Origin of the sequence: Roseivirga sp. BDSF3-8 (assembly GCF_041449215.1) — a bacterium.
Classification (GTDB): domain Bacteria; phylum Bacteroidota; class Bacteroidia; order Cytophagales; family Cyclobacteriaceae; genus JBGNFV01.
The window spans coordinates 16,802-35,911 of sequence record NZ_JBGNFV010000001.1 but is presented as its reverse complement, the minus strand read 5'-3'; the positions used below and the strand labels follow the sequence as shown (position 1 = coordinate 35,911).

The following is a 19,110-nucleotide window of genomic DNA, read 5'->3' as shown; positions in this document are numbered from 1 at the left end:
GACTCTAATGCTGGCCACTAATTCCATGTCCGACTGAGAGCCATTTTATGAATCTAACCTGTCTTAACTTTTTTTAACAAGTTATCATAGTAATTAATGAGGTTTACAGCCTTATTAGTGTAGTTTTGTATGTGACTGTTAGTAAAAAAAAGACAATACATCATTCAAGCCATTAAATTTGTCCTTAAACTTAATTCAAAATGATTAGAAATTATTTTAGGTCAGCCATTCGTAATCTGGGCAAAAACAAATTTTATTCATTAATCAATATTTTTGGTCTTGCCGTGGGAATAGCAGGCTTTCTTCTGATCGCCCAATATGTTTACTTTGAACTAAGTTACGATCGGTTTCATGAAAATGCAGAACAGATATACAGAGTGCAATTAAACCAGTATCGTAATGGTGAATTAAGTCTTGCGAGTGCTGAAAATTATCCGGGCGCAGGTCCTGCCCTTAAAGAAGAAATACCTGAAGTACTGAATTATACACGATTGTATAACATGGGCTTCAAAAACAATATCATTATCTCTAATGAAGACGCTCCAAATGGGCCGATTAAGTTTAAGATGGATAAATTTCTATATGCAGATTCATCCTTTTTCAATGTCTTTTCCTTCCCTCTTATTAAAGGAGATCCAGAAGCTGCACTGGCTAAACCTAAAACAGCTGTAGTGTCTGAAAGCTATGCTAAAAAATTTTTCGGGGATGAAGATCCGATTGGTCAAGTGCTACGCCTGCGCGATGATGATTTTAACGATGAGTCATGCATGGTTACTGGCGTCTTTAAGGATATCCCTCAAAACTCTCATTTGAAGTTTGATGTGTTGTTCTCTTACCAGACATTGTATTCGAGGGGCGACTGGGCCCGTGAGCGTTATGACCTCACATGGGATCGTAAGGATTTTTACACTTATATATTGGTAGAAGAAGGTACTGACCCGGCTTATTTGGCTACTAAATTTTCCGATATCATTAATAAGTACAGCCCCGGCTTGGAAGAAAGGCAGCGTAGAGACGAATTTGTACTTCAGCCGTTAGAAGATATTCACTTATACTCCGACCTGGTAGAGGAGGCTGAAGCAAATGGTAATGCAAAAGTTGTCTATATATCTCTCCTTATCGGCATATTCATTCTTATAATAGCCTATATAAATTATATAAATCTTTCTACCGCCCGCGCGATGGAACGTAGCAGGGAAGTGGGTGTAAGAAAGGCTATAGGAGCGATTAAAACTCAGCTTGTCAAACAGTTTTTATTTGAATCACTGCTCATTAATTTCTTTGCCATAATAGTTTCTATAATACTGATGAATTTAGTTTTGCCTTTGTTTAATGAATTAACAGGGTTAGGGTTTTCGTATGGTGAATTTTGGGGCCAAGGATGGTTGTACCTGCTGATTTTCGGTCTGCTTTTGATAGGTACTATCCTATCCGGGCTATATCCTGCACTTGTACTTTCTTCATTCAAGCCAACTTCAGTACTTAAAGGAGCCTTAACAAAGTCCAAACATGGTATTCGACTTCGTCAAGGTCTGGTGGTCTTCCAGTTTGCAGCCGCCATTGTACTTGTGGCGGGTACGGCTATTGTATACCAACAAATGCAATTTGTTCTGGAAAAAGACCTGGGCTTTAATATGGAAAGGACCCTTGTACTTGAGCGCCCAAGTGTCAGACCACGCGACTGGGCAGCCCAGGAAAATAGTATGGATCAGTTTAAAACAGAGCTGCTGCGAAACTCAGCAATCGAGAACGTATCTGGGGTAAACTTTGTCATGGGTAATCCGAGAAACTTCAAGGTAAACCTAAGAAAGTATGGTGCTTCAGAGGACGAAATGCAACCAGTCAGAGTAAACGGAGTTGACTTTAACTATTTCGAAATGTTTGAAATAGATGTACTGGCAGGGCGTACGTTTTCTGAAAAGTACTCTAATGACATGGATACTTCTCTTATACTGAATGAGTCTGCCGCCAAGCTACTTGGTTTTGAATCAGCCAAGGCTGCTGCCGGTGAAACGATAGTACTGTCAGCCGGCGGACAAAATTATCCTATGATTGTGGTCGGAGTAGTAAATGACTTCCATCAATCTTCATTAAAAGAATCTGTCGAACCTCTTGTATTCAGTGTATCATCCTTCCTGTCGGAATATTACACGCTAAAAGTAAAGGAAGAAAACCTGCCCCAGACGCTGGCTTATGTAGAAGATACCTGGAGAAAAGTATTTCCTGGCAATCCCTTTTCCTACTTCTTTCTGGACGACTATTTTAATCGTCAATACCAGAATGATAAACGTTTTAGTAAGATAGTTCAGGTATTTGCTGTTCTAGCCTTCTTTATTGGTGGTCTCGGTTTATTAGGGCTTTCGGCTTTTACAGCCCAGCAGAGAACAAAAGAGATAGGTATCCGAAAAGTGCTGGGTGCTTCAGTTACCAGTATAGTATTATTATTATCCCGTGACTTTATAAAGCTTATACTGCTTTCTATTGCGCTGGCAATACCGGTTGCCTATTTCCTGATGGATGATTGGTTGAACTCTTATGCTAATAGGATTCAGATAGGAGCGGGTATCTTTATTATTGCCGGCTTCTTTTCTCTCGGCATAGCCTGGCTTACTGTGAGCTGGCAGTCCGTCAAGGCAGCTGTAGCAGACCCTGTAGACAGCGTAAAAAGCGAGTAGACCGGCAATTTCTTCATAAATAACGTAACCTCTAAAGAAAGCTAAACTTAAATGACTACCCAACCAGGCCTGGAGCATGACGAAAAGGTAAGCCGATATAAATTTATAGGAAAAGGGTGTCAGCTATTCCTATTGCATTTTGCCGGAGGAAGTTGTTTTTCTTTTGAGTTTCTTAAGAAGTACATATATAATGATATTAGCTTTCATGCCCTGGAAATCCCGGGAAGAGGCAGAAGACTACATGAAAAGCTCATAAAGGATAAACCGCTGGTAATAGCTGACTATGTAAACCAGATCAAGGCCAAAAGAAACGGTAAACCCTATGTCATATACGGACATAGCATGGGAGCTACACTGGGACTAAACGTAACCAGGCAAATGGAGCTCTCGGGTGATGCCCCAGTTCACTTGGTAGTTTCCGGCAATCCCGGCCCCGGTGTAAAGAAAAAACTTCCGAAACCGAGGTACCTTTTGGACGATATCGATTTTAAGGATGAGCTTAGAAGGCTTGGTGGGGTTCCGGAAGAGGTGTTGAAAGACGAGGAACTGTTCAGTTTCTTTAGCCCCATCATGCGCGCTGATTTTGAATTACTTGAAAAAGATGAAACCGTACCGGAATTCAAAATCAATACTCCGATACTAGCCTTGATGGGTTCCGAAGAAACCTATAGTAGTGAGATATCAAACTGGTTAAACTTCACTACACAGCCGCTTAAAGAAGATATACTTTCCGGTAAACACTTCTTCATTCAGGATCACCCGGAAAAAATGGCGCGGTACATCATGAACTGCTTCTAAACGTACTGTCGTTTGTATATCTAGATAATAGCCTATTAACGTTTAATAATAATTCATTATGTTTCGTATTAAACTTAAGGAAATTGTTGTTTTACTATTATATGCAATTCCGAATACTTTTTTAAGTTTTGGAATTATACATATAATAAATAATACACTTGCCGGTAACGATAATTTCCTGCATGATTACATGATAATCGTGTTTTTATCTTTGGTAATCTATGCCTACCTGCTGAATATTACCTTTCAGAAGAAGCTTAATGAATATGCCTACAGGATTCTGTATAAAAATGAGAAAAGCCTCTTTAACCAGATACTGAACTCCCCGCTCGAAGTTTTGGAAAGATTTGGTAACCAACGCTTTTATACGGCTATGGAAGACCTTAGGTTATTTTCGCAACTTCCGTATACGGTAACTCATACTGTGAGCTCGGTCCTTATGCTGGTGCTTGGTATCGTCTATATGTTTACCCTGTCCTCTGCTGCAGCTGGTATCGTGATTTTACTTATTGTCCTGGTGGCAGGCTGCTATTTATTGGTCATGCGTTCCATGGCCGGACAAGTGGCCATACTCAGAAAGTATAACGAAAAGTACTATAAGTATGTAAATGACCTCCTCGGAGGATTTAAAGAACTAAAACTGAGCTTATCCCGCCGTAACAATATTATGAGCCGGTACCTGGGGCCTAACCGCGACGCCTCGGAAAAGCTGGATTTCAGGGTCAATTATGTCTTCCTCTCCATCAATATGATCAGCCAGTATGGACTGTATTTTGTTATTGCCGCCATTTTGTTCGGCATGCCTGCTATAGGCTTTCTAGATAGAGAAGGGGTAATAGCCTACGTGGTGGTAATACTGTTTATATCCGGACCTATAAATAACCTAATCAATCTCCAACAGGTATATACTCGGTTTTTTGTAGCCAACAAAAGACTGAAAGTCTTTAGGAAGGATTTCAGGATTAAGATTAAGGAATATACGGAGACCGAAAAGAAGGAGGTCGATTTTCAGTCTTTGAAGTTTGACAATGTTCGCTTTTCCTATACTCCCGATAAGGCAGAAAAAACTTTTGCACTCGGCCCTGTAAATCTTGAGGTTAAGCGTGGTGAAGTAGTATTTGTGGTAGGGGGTAACGGGTCTGGAAAAAGTACATTTGTTAATGTGCTGACTGGCCTTTATGAACCTACCGAAGGTGAGGTCTTGCTTAATAACCGAAAGATTACAGATATCAATGAGGATCTCCAGGATTCTATAGCTGCTATTTTTACTGATAATCATATATTTTCGCATAACTATGACGATTACCAGCTTGAGGGGAATGAAAAGTATAACAACCTGCTCAAAACTATGGAGCTGGATCATATAGTGACCGATGATAAGGAAGAGTCGGCCAGAAGGCGGTTTTCTAAGGGTCAGAGCAAGCGAATGTCAATGATATTTGCTCTCCTGGAAAAGAAACCTATTCTGATACTGGATGAATGGGCAGCAGACCAGGATCCTTATTTCAGAAAATATTTCTACGAAGAATTGATCCCCAGGTTAAAGGCAGAAGGAAAAACTATTATTGCCGTCACTCACGACGATGCCTACTTCCATCAGGCGGACCGTATCATCAAGTTTGATTACGGTAAGATCGTGAAAGATGTAAACGTAGATAACAGACACGAACTCACTGAAACGCTTTGGGCCTAATACTAAGGGTATAATTGAGTTTGATTTACCGGCCATATTACCTATTTGAGCTATGAAACTTACCCTTCCTCAGCAGGACGTTTATTTCGAGCAGTTACTATTTCCCGATGAACCTATTTATAATATCGGGGCTAAAATAGCGATAGAAGGTCCGGTAAATGTAGATCTGTTAGATCAGGCCTATCAAGTCCTTATCAGTCAGCATGATGCCTACAGAGGTATAGTAAAAGCTTACCTGGATAGCGTTCATTTTAACATTCATGAAGAAGGAATACCACCGCTTGAATTTTTAGACGTTTCTACACTGCCCGGCGCTGATGATGCTGCAAATACCAGGATGCGCGAAATGTTTAAAACACCCTTTGATCTAACTGACGACAAGCCGCTTTACCGGTTTGTATTGGTAAGGGTGAGGCCCGATTTTCACTACCTGTTCTCAGTTTACCACCATATCATCACCGATGGCTGGAGTACTTCCCTTATGTTTCAGAGATTGGTAAGCAACTATAATGAACTGATTGAGGAAGGGGCCGTAAGTTCAGAATATCCTTACACCTATCAAGCTTATGCTGAGGATGATGCGCAGTATTTATATTCTGATAGTTACCAAAGAAATAAAGACTATTGGCTGGAAAGATTCAGTACCCTGCCCGATCAGTTACTGCAAAAGGCAGAGCCTAATCGCCAGATAAATAGGAGTGCAAGAAAAGAGCTTGTCATAAAGCGCGAAGTGTACGATAAGCTGGCTGAAGTTGCCAAAGCGCATAAAAGCAATACGTTCCATGTGATACTAGCTTTAGTATATATCTATTTCGGACGTAAACATCAGAATAACGATTTTGCTGTTGGCCTGCCGGTATTAAACAGGAGCAATCACAGCTTTAAAAAGACAGTTGGGCTATTTATGGGGGTAAGCGCTCTGCGCATTTCACTTGATTTTGATATGACACTTGAGGAGTTATTATCACAGATCAAAAAGCAGCTTCTAAAAGACTACCGGCACCAGCGTTTTCCTATCGGAAAGCTAATACAGGAGTTAGGCAGCGGTAGTAACAGGCTCTTTGACATTACCCTATCCTATGAAAAGCAGGACTACGCCCATCACTTTACTCACACAAAAACTAGGGTTATCCCTCTGACCCACGAGTCTGAAAGGGTAGGCCTGGCGCTATATATCAGGGAGTTTGACGCTTCAGAGGATGTTAAGATAGACTTTGATTACAATACCAACTATTTTGATGAAGAAGCTATTAGTCAGGTGGTAACACACTTTCGACAGTTGCTCGATCAGGTATGTGCATGCGGTAGTAAAAAGCTCAGCGACTACGATTACATTACGGCCGAGGAAACTCACCAACTAATCCACACCTTCAATGCTACGTCATATGATTTTGGTATAAATGAAACTTTCCTTTCTGAAATAGAAAAAAACGCCAGCCTGTCCCCGCATAAATTAGCCGTAAGAGATGAAACCAATACGTACACCTATGAAGGCCTATTGACGTTATCTACCCAGGTTGCAAAGTACATTGCAGGTAAGCTAGAGGTCAAGGGTGCACCCATTGCTGTATTAATGCCACGCTCCGCACAACTTATTCCTATTCTTTTGGGTATACTAAGGTCCGGAAATGCATTCATACCACTGGATCCTGGCTTTCCCCGTGAACGTATCGATTATATACTGGACCATAGTCAGGCTAGCTGTGTGATTACTACCGAGGACCACTCTGAACGGGGCTCTGAATATACCTTTATAAGCCCCGGGCAGCTATTGACAGGAGATACATCTACTTATGGTAATATAGCATTCAGCCCTTCTGTAAATGATATAGCCTATATTATTTACACTTCAGGTTCTACCGGTAACCCAAAGGGGGTAGAAGTCGGGCACCGTTCCCTGCTTAATTTCCTCCTCAGTATGCAGAAGCGACCTGGCATAGTCGCTGAAGATTATTTGTTCTCCGTCACTACCCAGTCCTTTGATATTTCATTGCTGGAGTTCTTTACCCCCCTGATTGCCGGTGGAGCTGTTTATGTAGCTGATTCTAATCTCCTGTCCGATCCGGTGGCCGTGGCAGAAAAGATACAAAGCATTGGGGCTACCACCATGCAGGCCACCCCAAGTTTTTATCAGATGTTATTTAATTCCGGGTGGAATGGTGGTAAACACTTGAAAATATTGTGCGGTGGTGATTTGCTTAGCGAACCCCTGGTAAGGCTGCTTCTGGAAAACTGCGGGGAGGTATGGAATATGTATGGCCCCACCGAAACTACTATCTGGTCAAGCGTTAAACATATTACCTCTTCTGGCCACCATTCTAATATCGGTAAACCTATTCATAACACCACTTTTTATATACTCGACGGTAATATGCAGTTATTGCCAGCAGGTGTTGATGGTCATATCTATATAGGTGGGGAGGGATTGGCCAGAGGTTATTTCCGTAACCCCGGCCTTACTACGGAAAGGTTTTTACCTAATCCATTCCGGGAGGACTCCTTAGTTTATCATACCGGTGACGCAGGACAGTGGTCGGCTACTGGAGAACTGATCTTTAAAGGGCGAACCGATAACCAGGTAAAGATCAGAGGGTACCGTATTGAACTTGGTGAAGTGGAAGCTAGGTTATCTCAAATAGAGCACATTACCACAGCGGTGGTGGTAGCGAGGAAACAGCAGCAGCAAGAGGCTATCCTAGTGGCTTTTGTGCTTTCTGACCAGGAAGAAATAGACACAGATTCTATTAAATGCAATCTCAGCAAAACCCTCCCCGGGTACATGATTCCGGCGCACATCGTTCGGCTGGAAGCATACCCTCTTACCCCTAACCAGAAAGTAGACCGGAAGGCCCTTGCGAAGTATGAAGTGATAAGCGAGCGTCAAAAATCCCAAAAAAATAAGCCTGTTTCTACGCTGGAAATAAAGCTTTGCCGCTATTACAGTGACATTCTGGAAACAGAAGACAACATCGGTACGGAGGCTAACTTCTTCTCGCTGGGCGGCCATTCCCTGAATGCCTTAAGATTAGCAGGTGTAATAGAAAGGAACCTGGGCTACAAGTTGCCTCTAAAAGCACTATTCGACCATCCGACCGTTTCTTCCCTTGCCGCATTCCTGGACAGTGGTAAGGCCGGACATTCTGTTAAAATCACACCCGTAGAAGATAGGTCCCACTATTCCATCACTCCTTCCCAGTATGCCATTTGGCTTGCCAGCCTGAAGTCCGAAAGGTCTGTAGCTTATAATATGTTTATGGCTTATGAGATAACCGGCGACATTGATATAAGACTTCTGGAAAAGGCATTTCAAAAGATTATCGAAAAATTTGAAATCCTGCGTACCTCCTTTAAAGAGGTTGAAGGGGCTCCCCATCAGGTCATCCTTCCTGCAAATCAAGTAAAGTTCAGCATGGATGCGATACAGGTAGATGAGGCTAGGCTTGATGAAGCTCTCAAGGACTATTCAAACCAGGCATTTGACCTTAGTAAAGACCTCTTATTAAAAGTAGGCTGCTTTACCACACCTTCCGGCAGGCAAATTATGTTATTTGTTACGCACCATATCATTATGGATGCATGGTCTCTGGAGGTACTGAACAGGGCAATGGTCAATTATTACAGAAACCTGACCGAAAAGCAGGTTTGCAATAATGAGAAGCTCGCCTTCCAGTTCAGGGATTATACAGAATACCTCCTGAAGTATGCTAAAGCAGAGAAGACTTCCGCCCTTGCTTTTTGGCAGGAGTATCTGAAAGGTTATACTTGGACACCTTTGATAGCATTTGATAAGATAGATGGGACCACAGGCCATACAAATGCAACCTATTCGTTAGATTTAGGAGATAAATTACTCTCGAGCCTAAACCAGTATGCAATAAAGCACAACTATACCCTGCATACCCTGCTAGCCGCAGCTTTCAATATACTTATCCACAAAACTTCCGGTATGGAAGATATATGCTTTGGCACCATAAATTCGGGAAGAACTGTTTCTGGCCTTCATTCTCATATAGGAATGTTTGCTAAAACCCTTCCGTTGCGGACCAAGGTGAGGGCCGCTCAGTCCATACACAAGGTGCTTCAAAGCGTACAGGATGACCTGCTAACGATAGACAGGTACCAGGATATACCGCAGGAAGTGCTTAACATCCTAAGGATTGATGCGATTCTGGTACTTCAGAATCCGGCCTTTGACCATAATGATATTCTGATTAGTGACGGGTTACGCCTTACCTCTTATGAGGTTGGTGTTTTGTTCAGTCGCATACCTGTGTTAATTGAATTCACTATTACCCAGAAACGTCTGCGGTGTACTTTAAACTATGATACTACGAAGTATGACCATAGTACCATTGACGTATTGATGATCCGCTTTCAGACTATATTGGATCAGTTAGTTAATAGTAACGTTGAATTTGTCACAAATATTGATACTTCCTTAACTGTTAGTCAGGATGACTCAATTGAAATTGACTTTGGCTTTTAAAAAGGATTATAGCCAGAAAAATAATTTGCAAACAATGAAGTTTTCAAAGCTTATAAAATTACTCATGATATTAGCCCTCAGCTTTAACATGTTTGGAGCTGTTGCCCAAACCGTAAAGTACGAGGAGACTACCTCATTTTACCCTGAAAAGCCGGAACTCGACGAAAATGGTATACTATGGGGATACCTGACGGTTCCTGAAAATTGGAACGAACCAGAAGGTAACAGGATCAAAATAGCAGTCTCTATAATTAGAAATTGGGAAAAAAACCCTGATGCCAATGCGGTGGTGTATATACAGGGAGGCCCCGGTGCCAGTGCTATTGAGAACATAGAGGTTTGGAGGAGACATCCGCTAAGAGTAAAAAATAATGTTATACTGGTAGATATAAGGGGTACTGGATTTTCTGAGCCACGCCTTTGTCCCGAGCTTGGCAGGAAGTTTATGGAGATACTGGCCAAAGACCAGTCTGAGGAGGAAGACGAGTTGCAGAAGGCTTCTGCTGCTATGTCATGTAAACAAAGCCTGAGAGATCGCGATATTGATGTGGAGGCCTATCACAGCCTGTCGGTAGCTAAAGACCTCAATGCGCTGAAGCAGCAGCTCGGGTATGAAAACTGGAATGTATATGGAGCCTCATACGGCACATATATGGCGCAGGCCTATGCTTCTGTATTCCCTGAAGATATCAGGACCCTTACGCTAGATTCTTTTATAGATGACATTTCCCATTACTACACAGAAAATACGAGCAACTTTATGGATGGCCTCTCCCGCGTATTTTCAATGTGTGAGAATGATCCGGAGTGCAACCGGAATTTTCCGGAGCTGGAAAAGGTGTATTATGAAACCATTAGCGAACTGGAGAAAAGCCCTATTACTGTAGAGGTCAGCGAGGATGAAGTGTCATCCGGTGAGTTTACATTCAATACGGAGGATTTTAAAGTTTCCGTTCAGCAGGCTTTATACAATAAAAAACTGGTAGAGGTAATTCCTCTGCTAATATATGAGTTTAAGAACAGGAACGATGCACTTGGTAACCTGGTAAAATCTTTTTCTCAGCTACTGGCTATGGATTACGGGCTATACTATTCAGTAAGCTGTAATGAGACATTGCCCAACAATTCATATGAAGAGTATCTGAAAAATGCAGGTAAGTATGAAGGGCTGAACGGGCCTATTTCTTTTTACAAATCTGATTTTAGCGTTTGTGAAAAATGGAATACTAACCGACCAGATTCCACTTTTGTAAATATAGATATCACCCCGGTGCAAAATGCAGACTATCCGGTGCTTATACTGGCAGGAGAGTTTGATCCCATCACACCTCTCAGGAATGCTCGTAATGCGGTCAGGAAACTTAAAGACGGGCAATTGCTTACCGGGTATACGTATGGTCATACACCAGGCTTTTCCAGTGCAGGCTATGAGCAGACAGAGGCCTTTATTAATAACTATCCGGAACAGAAGCTGAACGTAGAAGCATTTAAAGAAGAAAAAGAGATACACTTCGCTACTAATGTAGCCAGAAATGCAGGTATCGCAAAGATGGGGAATAGTCTCAGGCAGCCCGACCCAATTTTTTTTCTACCTATATTAATTGCGGTGCTTATAATGGTGTTTTTTGTAGTCTTTTACACGGTCAAACTTATCCGAAAAAAGTATCCTACTAAGCAGGATAAGGTGATCAGAATACTCCTGGCTTTATGCTCTCTGGTAGGGCTTATTGGGATTATCCAGCTAGCCCTGGCTATTATTCAAGTTTTAGATCAAAACTATTTCATTCTGGCTTTTGGTTTACCTGTAGAGTTTAAGTTTATATTTACTTTATTTAATATATTTCTAGGGCTATTGGCACTGGCTGTTCTTTTTTTTATTATACAGCTCAAAAAGATCAATCAAAAGACTGTCGTATTTTCTGTGATATTTTCGAATATTATATTGTGTATTTATTTGGTGTATTGGGGTATTGTATAAGGCTATCCCAAAAAGTGGTCTCTTATTATTTTTTTTAAAAAAAAACTAAATCGGAGACAATATTTCTTCCGCATTCTAACGTGTGATACCTTGATTTCTATCGATTAGTGAAAAGCTGGTTTATATAGCCTAAAACTAAATCGTATTATGCTTTTACCTCCGAGCATGGAGGAGTTAATAGAGACAGATCATCTGCTTCGGGTTTTCAACGAAATGGTCGATCGCATTGATATAGCCTATCTATTAACTAATTAAAAGTATGAGTTGCATCAGTTTATCCTCTCATAATGCTACTTAAAGTATTTATCCAAGGTTATATGAACATTCTCTACTCCTCCTCTATCCGTGAGTTGGAGTAGCTATCCGTTAGAAATCATTTACTTTGGTTAGTAGGCATTATTAAGTCTGACCTAAACACTGTCGCGCGCCAGCACCGCCTTTGGTATCATATAAAAATTGCGATGGTGAAAACGCTTCTGCAGGGCATTTACCACATACGTTTTGCCTACTTCCAGTTCCAGCGCGCAGTCCTTCACCGGGTAGTTTGCCCAGTTGCGCCGCTGGTCAAAGTAGCCGCTCACAAAGCCCGGCTTGTCCACCGTGGCATACTTAAAGGGCGAAGCAAAGCCATACACCTCGGGCTTTTGCTCCCGGCACACACTGCACACCTTCTTTTTCGCCAGGGACTTCTTGCTGTACTTCTCATACTTGCCCGTAAGGCCGTGCCCCTCCAGTTGCTGCTGTATCGTTTTGTAGTGCGTCAGCGGCCTCAGTGTGCCGTCCGGTTCCACCATCCGCACGGTAAAGCCCGCCTTGTTCTGCTCCGTTTTATCCCCAAGGCTGTCATATTTCTCCTGCAAAGCCGCCAGTATTACCTCCTGCTGCTCCTCAAAGGCTTTTTTCAGGCTGCGAAATAGCCCCATTTCCTCAGGCGCATGTTTCTCCGCCACCGCCACCAGTGCCGGTAGCTGGTTTTGCACCAGCGTATTCATTTTTTTGGTAAAGTCCCCAAACTTCGTTGTCAGCGTAATGTCCCCACCCCGTGCCGAGCCCTTGCGGTAGCCATATTCCAGGTAGTTATTGTCGCTCGCCCTGTATATATCGTATGTCGCATACTCCACCGTCCCGTCCGGCTGCAGCGCAAAGTCCGCCGTTACCATCCAGTGGCTTTGCCCCGGCTTTATACTCTCCGCATAAAGCTGCCAGGGCTCCAGGTCCTGTTTCTGTTTCAGTTGCAGCCTGCCAATGGCCGCTATCGCTCGGTCTTGCATGTGGTGCGTGGTTTATATTGCCGCCTTTAAGATGCCCGCCGCCCGCTTTCCCCGGAAGTTTTCTTTCCGAAAGCAGGGTTTGGGTTTCCCAACGATAGAGAAAACAGTAAATTAATGAGGTAATTTTGGAGAAGAGGAGGAAGGGGGAGAAGATGGGTTTGGGCGTGTCCCGCCGACTGGCGGGCCGGGCTATCACTACTCGCCCCGGCTAAGGCCGTGGCTCAGACATGCCGTTCTATCCCTCACGCAGGAAATTTATTATTAAATTCAAAATTAATATGAAACTAAAGGCACTTAAACTAAGAAATTTCAGAAGTTACAATAAGGAAAGTGAAATTAATATCCAGGATTTAAATGTCTTAATTGGAAAAAATGACGTAGGGAAATCATCAATTTTAGAAGCCTTAGATATATTTTTCAATGGAAAACCAGATAAGAATGATTTATGCATAGCTAACGATAATTGCAGAATAGACATTACATGTATATTTGATGAACTTCCAGAGACAATAATTCTCGACGATTCAACGCCAACTAGTTTAAAAGATGAGTTTTTACTCAATTCGAATAAAGATTTAGAAATAAGGAAATCATATTCAGTATCAGATAAAGGAGCTGTTTCGGAAGAAGCAGTTATAGTTTGTGAATATCCTGATAATGAAAATCTTTCTGATTTACTCTCAATGAAAAGAACTCCACTGAAGACTATGCTAAATAGTTTGAATGTAGACACAAAAGGTGTTAATAAGACTAAGAATAAAGAAATAAGAGCAGCTATAAGGAATCATTATTATACCAATAACATATCCACTAAAACTACTGAAATTAAGATAGACGGTAGACTAGATAATGAAGATAATAGGAAAAAGATATGGACAAGCCTTAAAAAGTATCTTCCTATATATTCTTTATTTTTCGTAGATAAACCATTGAACGACCAAGATTCCGACATACAAGACCCTATGAAGGAAATTATTAAAGAGGTACTCAGTACTAATGAAATATTGCCTTTATTAGATCAATTAAAAGATGCAGTACAAAACGCCTCTACCACTTTAGCGGATAATACCATAAAAAAATTAAATGAGTTAGATCCGACTTTAGCTGAAACCCTACAATCCAATTTCCCTAAAGAACCTACTTGGAACTCAATCTTCAAGCTAACATTGGAAGATGAAAGAGGAATCCCCTTAAATAAAAGAGGTAGTGGTCTTAGAAGATTAGTGCTACTAAGTTTTTTCAGAGCTCAAGTAGAAAGCAGAAAAACAGCTAATGCCCCAAATGTGATTTATGCTCTGGAAGAACCAGAAACTTCGCAACATCCTGATTTTCAATTAATGATAGTAAATGCACTAAAAGAACTATCAGATACAAATAATGCACAAGTTCTCTTTACAACACATAATTCAAATTTAGCTAAAGAAATACCAAAAGAAGCACTACGATATATATATTCAGAAGGCAATACCATAAAAGTAGAAAATGGTCTTAATGATGATGGAACTGATAATGTAGAAATCATAGATAAAATAATCGAAACATTAGGAGCTTTACCTGACCCTAAAAATAAAGTAAAAGTCCTAATTTTTGTCGAAGGTGAAAATGACATTAATGGGCTGAAAAATTTTAGCGAAATAATGGCATTAAATGATAGTTCTACAATGAAATTAACGAATAATGAAGCTATTGCATTTATTCCAACAGGCGGATCACAATTAAAATATTATATAGAGAAAAAGTATTTGGATGGCCTTACGCAAGCTCAGTTCCATATATATGATTCGGATGTACCAGGTTATGTAAAAAGTGTAGAACAACTAAATAATGAAGGCGTTGAAACTAAAAAAGGCTTCAATACAACAAAAAGAGAGTTAGAAAACTATTTACATCATGAAGCTATCATTGAACAATATTCAAGTTTAGGTATAAATATTTCAATAGATGAAATTACAGATGAGGAAGATGTTCCAGAGAAAGTTGCCATCGCAATTAATCAGGCTATGGGTAAGTCGGAATGGGAAGCATTTGATCCTGAAAAACAGAAAAAGAAAATATCTAAAGTAAAACGACAGCTTAATGAAGGTGCCGTAAAAAGAATGACAATAGAAAGAATGATAGAACGAAACAGTTTTGAAGAAATTAAAATGTGGTTAAACACTATAAAGGCTTTGGTTTGAAAAGTTAATGAATCCTTGGGCGTATCTGACTTTTTTAAGTGAAATTTGACTAACCAGGTACTGAGGTATGCTGATCTGTTTTCTTCAAACATTTTTATAGATAAAGAATATTAAATGAATAAGACTAATGAGAACGCTTCTGGAGTTAGAGGGATAGTCAACGAGGCTAAAATACTAAATCCAGAAATAGGTGTATATAAAGAACATTTTATTAATGATAGATTTAGATATATCGTAAGGTTGTCTAATGGTAGAGTCGAAATGTCAAGAGAAATAGCTCAAGATTTTGAGCTTCAAAGGAGTAAGGTTACTAGAGATAGAATTAAAAAAGTTGCAGACTCTTATAGTAGCATATAGATAATAAGTAATCTAGCTAACCCCCAATGAATCAAGCATATACCCCATTTAGTTCACGCGTCATGCTTGGACTAAAACGTGCAGACTGCACTAGGTAGCATGAACATTGGTGGTGGCTGGGGCTGTCTGACATCCCTCGGCATTAACACTCGTACTCACCTGAACACCACTGCGCCGGTCCTTCAGACCGAGTACCCTGTCGAAGGGACACTTTCTTTAGTGCATAAATGTGCGTTTTTTAGATGCAGAATGTGAGTCCCCCTTTAGCCAGGAATGTGACTATGGAATTAAACTGATTCTTGATAAGGGGCAGGCGTAGTATGCTATGGAAAAATGAAGTCAGTTCCGTGCCGGGCTGGCGTTCCAGGATGTCAGAGCAAAAGGCTTGAACTAAAACCGCAGGCTGTAGCGTATTGCCATGCCATCTGTTGAAATATAAAAGTCAATTTTTCTAGCAAGGAGGGTATAGCCGTGATCTACCAGACGACGGGGACCCCGGCACGCGTTTCACTTGGCCGGGGATTAGTACTTACCTGATTTAGTCAATACTGAAAAGAAAAACACCACTCTGTCCATCCCACTGCGTGGCGCTCAAAATTCTTCATAATCCTGAGCTAAATACAGCAGGCTGTAGCGGTAGCAGGAAGGTTGGTTAAGTGGTACCCGCCCCGGACATTACTGTAGATTTTCAAATAACTTCACCGGCCGCCCGTCGTGTGCGTACTCGGTCTGAAGGACCCCGGCTCGAATGCCATAGCCGTCAAGTTAAGTACACAATTTACTGTAAATCAATTAATAAGAAGTTAGTCCCCTTTTGGGACTGGGGACGCACACGTCGGGCAGGCGCAGAAATTTATTTTGGAATGGCTATAGCTCACGCCGGGGTGGGTTCATTGTAGGAGGTAAAAGCCTTCAAATTCAGATAATACCAGCAGTCCGACCCACCCCGGAATGATCATCTGAGGTCTATTCAAACACCTTCGGCCGACCCTCCAAGTAGGGTAGTTTACATTAGAGCAATTCTTAGCTTGACGGCTATGGGCTCGAATGCGAGTCCAACCCAAGGGGGGATTTACATTGTGTATTTTGAGTAGCCTACCTACAAAACCTCCCTGTACACAGTCCGTGATACTGTCATCGCCACTACCTTGCCTTCGCCTTTAGCGGACAGCGGCTTCCTGTGGTGCAGCACGTTTTCCACCTGGCTCATGTGGCTTCTGTATAGGTCCGCTTTCAGGCGCATCTCGTCTATTTTCATTTGCTCAAGCACCAGTTTAGTAGCATGAAGAATGTTGATGCCATAGTAGCGCTGGGCAGTAAGCTCTGAGCTTGCTTTATCCAGGCGCTTTTGGGTGCTGGCTTGCAGGTTGGCGGGAGCATTGGTGCTTTGCAGGTGGGCATGGAGGTCGGCGGCCTCCTTGTGCTGTTGCTCCAGGGCATCCATATTCAGGCGATGCAGTTTGTGCTTCAGTTCTTTTTGCGTAAGCACATATGAAGCCCTGTTCGCTTTTCTGTCCAGCTCATACGCCCCTACGTAATATTTTGCTTTCAGGTATTCAAGCGCTTCCGTATCCATGGTGCGGTAGCGGGCGTTTAGCCTGATCACTTTAGTCTCTTTGGCAGCAGCCGACAGTTCAGGCTTTGGTGCAGGTGCCGACTTTCCCATCGCCAAACAGGCCAGGTGCTCGGCCGGCAAACGCATCAGCCGCTCCAGTTTGCGTATGGTACTCACCCGGGGCCGGTGCACGCCGCTTTCTATCTTACTGATACTGCTTTGGTTAACGCCCAAACGCATCGCCATACCCCGCTGGCCCAGGCCGAGCTGCTTGCGGGCATATACAAATAGCTTGGCCTCTATCGTCACTGCTTCCATGCTTCTTTCTTATTAGGTTCCTCACTAAGATAACGCAAAAGGCGATGCGTTTTGTATTTTTATTTGAAAAAGCGATGCGTTTTGGGGTGCTCCCACTTAGCGCAAGCATATCTGTTCCCCGCTTGGTGTAAGCAAAGCATGCAGGCTGCAGTGGGTATTAGTAACGATGGGGGTGGACTGGGGCTGTTGGCCATACGCCAGTAGTCATACACCTCCCCGGCGGCAGTGGCCACTTGACCTTCCCTCTCCATCCTAAAGTCTCTCATTGGGCGCGAGCCCAACCCTGTTAAAGGGACACTTCCATTAGTATTTAATTGACCTTTTCTTTGCCGGTAGAACGTAGATTCCTCACAGCCAGCTTATCTTCGCAGCTTTCGTCAGACTACCGGGTATGAACTTAAAATTAATATGGTTTTGGATCGGCCTTACGGTCGCCTTATGCTGCATTGCATATAGTTTTTTTCGTCATAACCATACATTAGCCCTGGTGTATGGGTGTGGTGGGGCATTGGGCCTGTTAATGATCGGGCTTACGCTACTTAAACACAAAAACTTTACCCTTGATAAAGAACGAAAAGAACTTACAGTAAAACAGATAGGAAGAGAAGCGAAAAGCTATAGCCTTTACAGGCTTATAAAGTGGGAAATGAAAACCTTTATATATAACAACAACCAAAGCAGATCATTAAACCTGTTTTTTGAAAAACAGCCTTACGTAACCGTAACAGATAAAGACGATTTAGGAGAGTTTGAAAACCTATACCACTACTTACGCACTCACTACAGGGAGTTGGGGCCATGGTGAGATCCTTCTCTGCCCTGGCTAACCACTCCACCGCTATCCTCAGGTCATTTCCGCCCACACCAGGTACACCATAAACAGGGCATATGAGCCGAACAGCACCCCCGCCTCCCAGCGATCCAGCCGTTTTCTTTTACCCGTCAGCATAAAGACCAGCAGTAAGGCCGTGCCGCCTGTCAGTATAGCCATGTCCAGGTTAAACGCAGGGTTATAGGCAATAGGCCTTATGATACTGCTTATCGCTAAGATCAGAAGGATATTGAAGATATTAGACCCGATCACGTTGCCTATCGCTATGTCGGCGTTTTTCCTGGCCGCCGCCACTACAGAGGTCACCAGCTCCGGCAGTGACGTACCCGCTGCCACTATCGTGAGGCCTATTATTTTTTCACTCACCCCCAGGCGCTCCGCAATGCTTACACTGTTCGCCACCACCAGTTGACCACCTATTACCATACCCCCTAATCCGGCCAGTATGAGCACCCATATTTTCAGGGCAGGTAGGGGCGTCCCCGCCGTTTCATCCGCCGGGTGATTTTTCATTTGCCTGAACACATAATAGAGAAACCCGAAGAACAACAGCAGCAAAATTATGCCATCCACCCTGCCAGACCAGCTTGGGCCAGATACCATAAAGTCATTTAGAAAAAGGAATAATAAGACTGAAATGAAGAGAGAAACCGGAATTTCCCGCCAGGCCGTAGAGGACTGCACCTGTATGGGCAGCATCAGGCCCGATAAGCCGAGTATGATGAACAGGTTGAAGTTATTACTGCCTATGATATTTCCCAGCACTATGTCCGAGTAGCCATTCACCGAGGCAATAATATTGACCACCAGTTCCGGTGCGGAAGTACCGAAAGCGACTATCGTGAGCCCTATAGCCAGGTCCGGTACCCTGTACTTCTTAGCCAGGGCCGAGGCCCCGTCTACCATCCAGTTTGCCCCCACCAGAAGGGAAGCAAAGCCCGCGATTACCAGGAGAAAAGCCAGTATCATA

11 protein-coding genes are annotated in these 19,110 nt (G+C 42.5%); 8 read left to right on the top strand and 3 right to left on the bottom strand.

The features are described from left to right. Positions 1-200: 200 nt before the first annotated feature. The 5 genes from AB9P05_RS00135 to AB9P05_RS00115 are packed head-to-tail and all read left to right on the top strand — an operon-like array spanning position 201 to position 11,630. Positions 201-2,675, top strand: a complete 2,475-nt coding sequence (locus AB9P05_RS00135; protein ID WP_371906788.1) for an ABC transporter permease — start codon at positions 201-203, stop codon at positions 2,673-2,675. Positions 2,676-2,726: 51 nt separating this feature from the next. Next, positions 2,727-3,473 carry a thioesterase II family protein gene (locus AB9P05_RS00130; RefSeq protein ID WP_371906787.1) on the top strand — a complete coding sequence of 249 codons (747 nt, stop codon included), beginning with the start codon at positions 2,727-2,729 and terminating at the stop codon, positions 3,471-3,473. Between the two features lie 58 nt (positions 3,474-3,531). Then, complete coding sequence (locus AB9P05_RS00125) at positions 3,532-5,166, top strand: cyclic peptide export ABC transporter (protein ID WP_371906786.1); 1,635 nt, start codon at positions 3,532-3,534, stop codon at positions 5,164-5,166. 52 nt (positions 5,167-5,218) lie between these two features. Then, a complete protein-coding gene (locus AB9P05_RS00120; protein WP_371906785.1) occupies positions 5,219-9,652 on the top strand; it encodes an amino acid adenylation domain-containing protein in 4,434 nt (1,477 codons plus the stop codon). Between the two features lie 34 nt (positions 9,653-9,686). Next, on the top strand, positions 9,687-11,630 hold the full coding sequence (locus AB9P05_RS00115; RefSeq protein ID WP_371906784.1) for an alpha/beta fold hydrolase: 1,944 nt from the start codon (positions 9,687-9,689) through the stop codon (positions 11,628-11,630). A gap of 410 nt (positions 11,631-12,040) precedes the next feature. Here AB9P05_RS00115 and AB9P05_RS00110 read toward each other — a convergent pair whose 3' ends face one another. Further along, positions 12,041-12,901 (bottom strand): TM1802 family CRISPR-associated protein, encoded by an 861-nt coding sequence (locus tag AB9P05_RS00110; RefSeq protein WP_371906783.1) that lies wholly within the window; start codon positions 12,899-12,901, stop codon positions 12,041-12,043. Positions 12,902-13,179: 278 nt separating this feature from the next. Between AB9P05_RS00110 and AB9P05_RS00105 the strand changes: the two genes are divergently transcribed. Both AB9P05_RS00105 and AB9P05_RS00100 read left to right on the top strand, forming a co-directional pair. Further along, positions 13,180-15,078 carry an ATP-binding protein gene (locus AB9P05_RS00105; protein ID WP_371906782.1) on the top strand — a complete coding sequence of 633 codons (1,899 nt, stop codon included), beginning with the start codon at positions 13,180-13,182 and terminating at the stop codon, positions 15,076-15,078. 114 nt (positions 15,079-15,192) lie between these two features. Then, on the top strand, positions 15,193-15,435 hold the full coding sequence (locus AB9P05_RS00100; RefSeq protein WP_371906781.1) for a hypothetical protein: 243 nt from the start codon (positions 15,193-15,195) through the stop codon (positions 15,433-15,435). A gap of 1,099 nt (positions 15,436-16,534) precedes the next feature. Here the strand turns inward: AB9P05_RS00100 and AB9P05_RS00095 are convergent. Then, the gene (locus tag AB9P05_RS00095) at positions 16,535-17,308 is read right to left on the bottom strand and encodes a multiprotein-bridging factor 1 family protein (protein ID WP_371906780.1); all 774 of its coding nucleotides are present in this window, start codon (positions 17,306-17,308) and stop codon (positions 16,535-16,537) included. 391 nt (positions 17,309-17,699) lie between these two features. Between AB9P05_RS00095 and AB9P05_RS00090 the strand changes: the two genes are divergently transcribed. Then, positions 17,700-18,113, top strand: coding sequence for a hypothetical protein (locus AB9P05_RS00090; RefSeq protein WP_371906779.1), 414 nt, complete (start codon positions 17,700-17,702; stop codon positions 18,111-18,113). Positions 18,114-18,152: 39 nt separating this feature from the next. Here AB9P05_RS00090 and AB9P05_RS00085 read toward each other — a convergent pair whose 3' ends face one another. Further along, the gene (locus AB9P05_RS00085) at positions 18,153-19,109 is read right to left on the bottom strand and encodes a calcium/sodium antiporter (RefSeq protein ID WP_371906778.1); all 957 of its coding nucleotides are present in this window, start codon (positions 19,107-19,109) and stop codon (positions 18,153-18,155) included. Position 19,110: the final 1 nt, after the last annotated feature.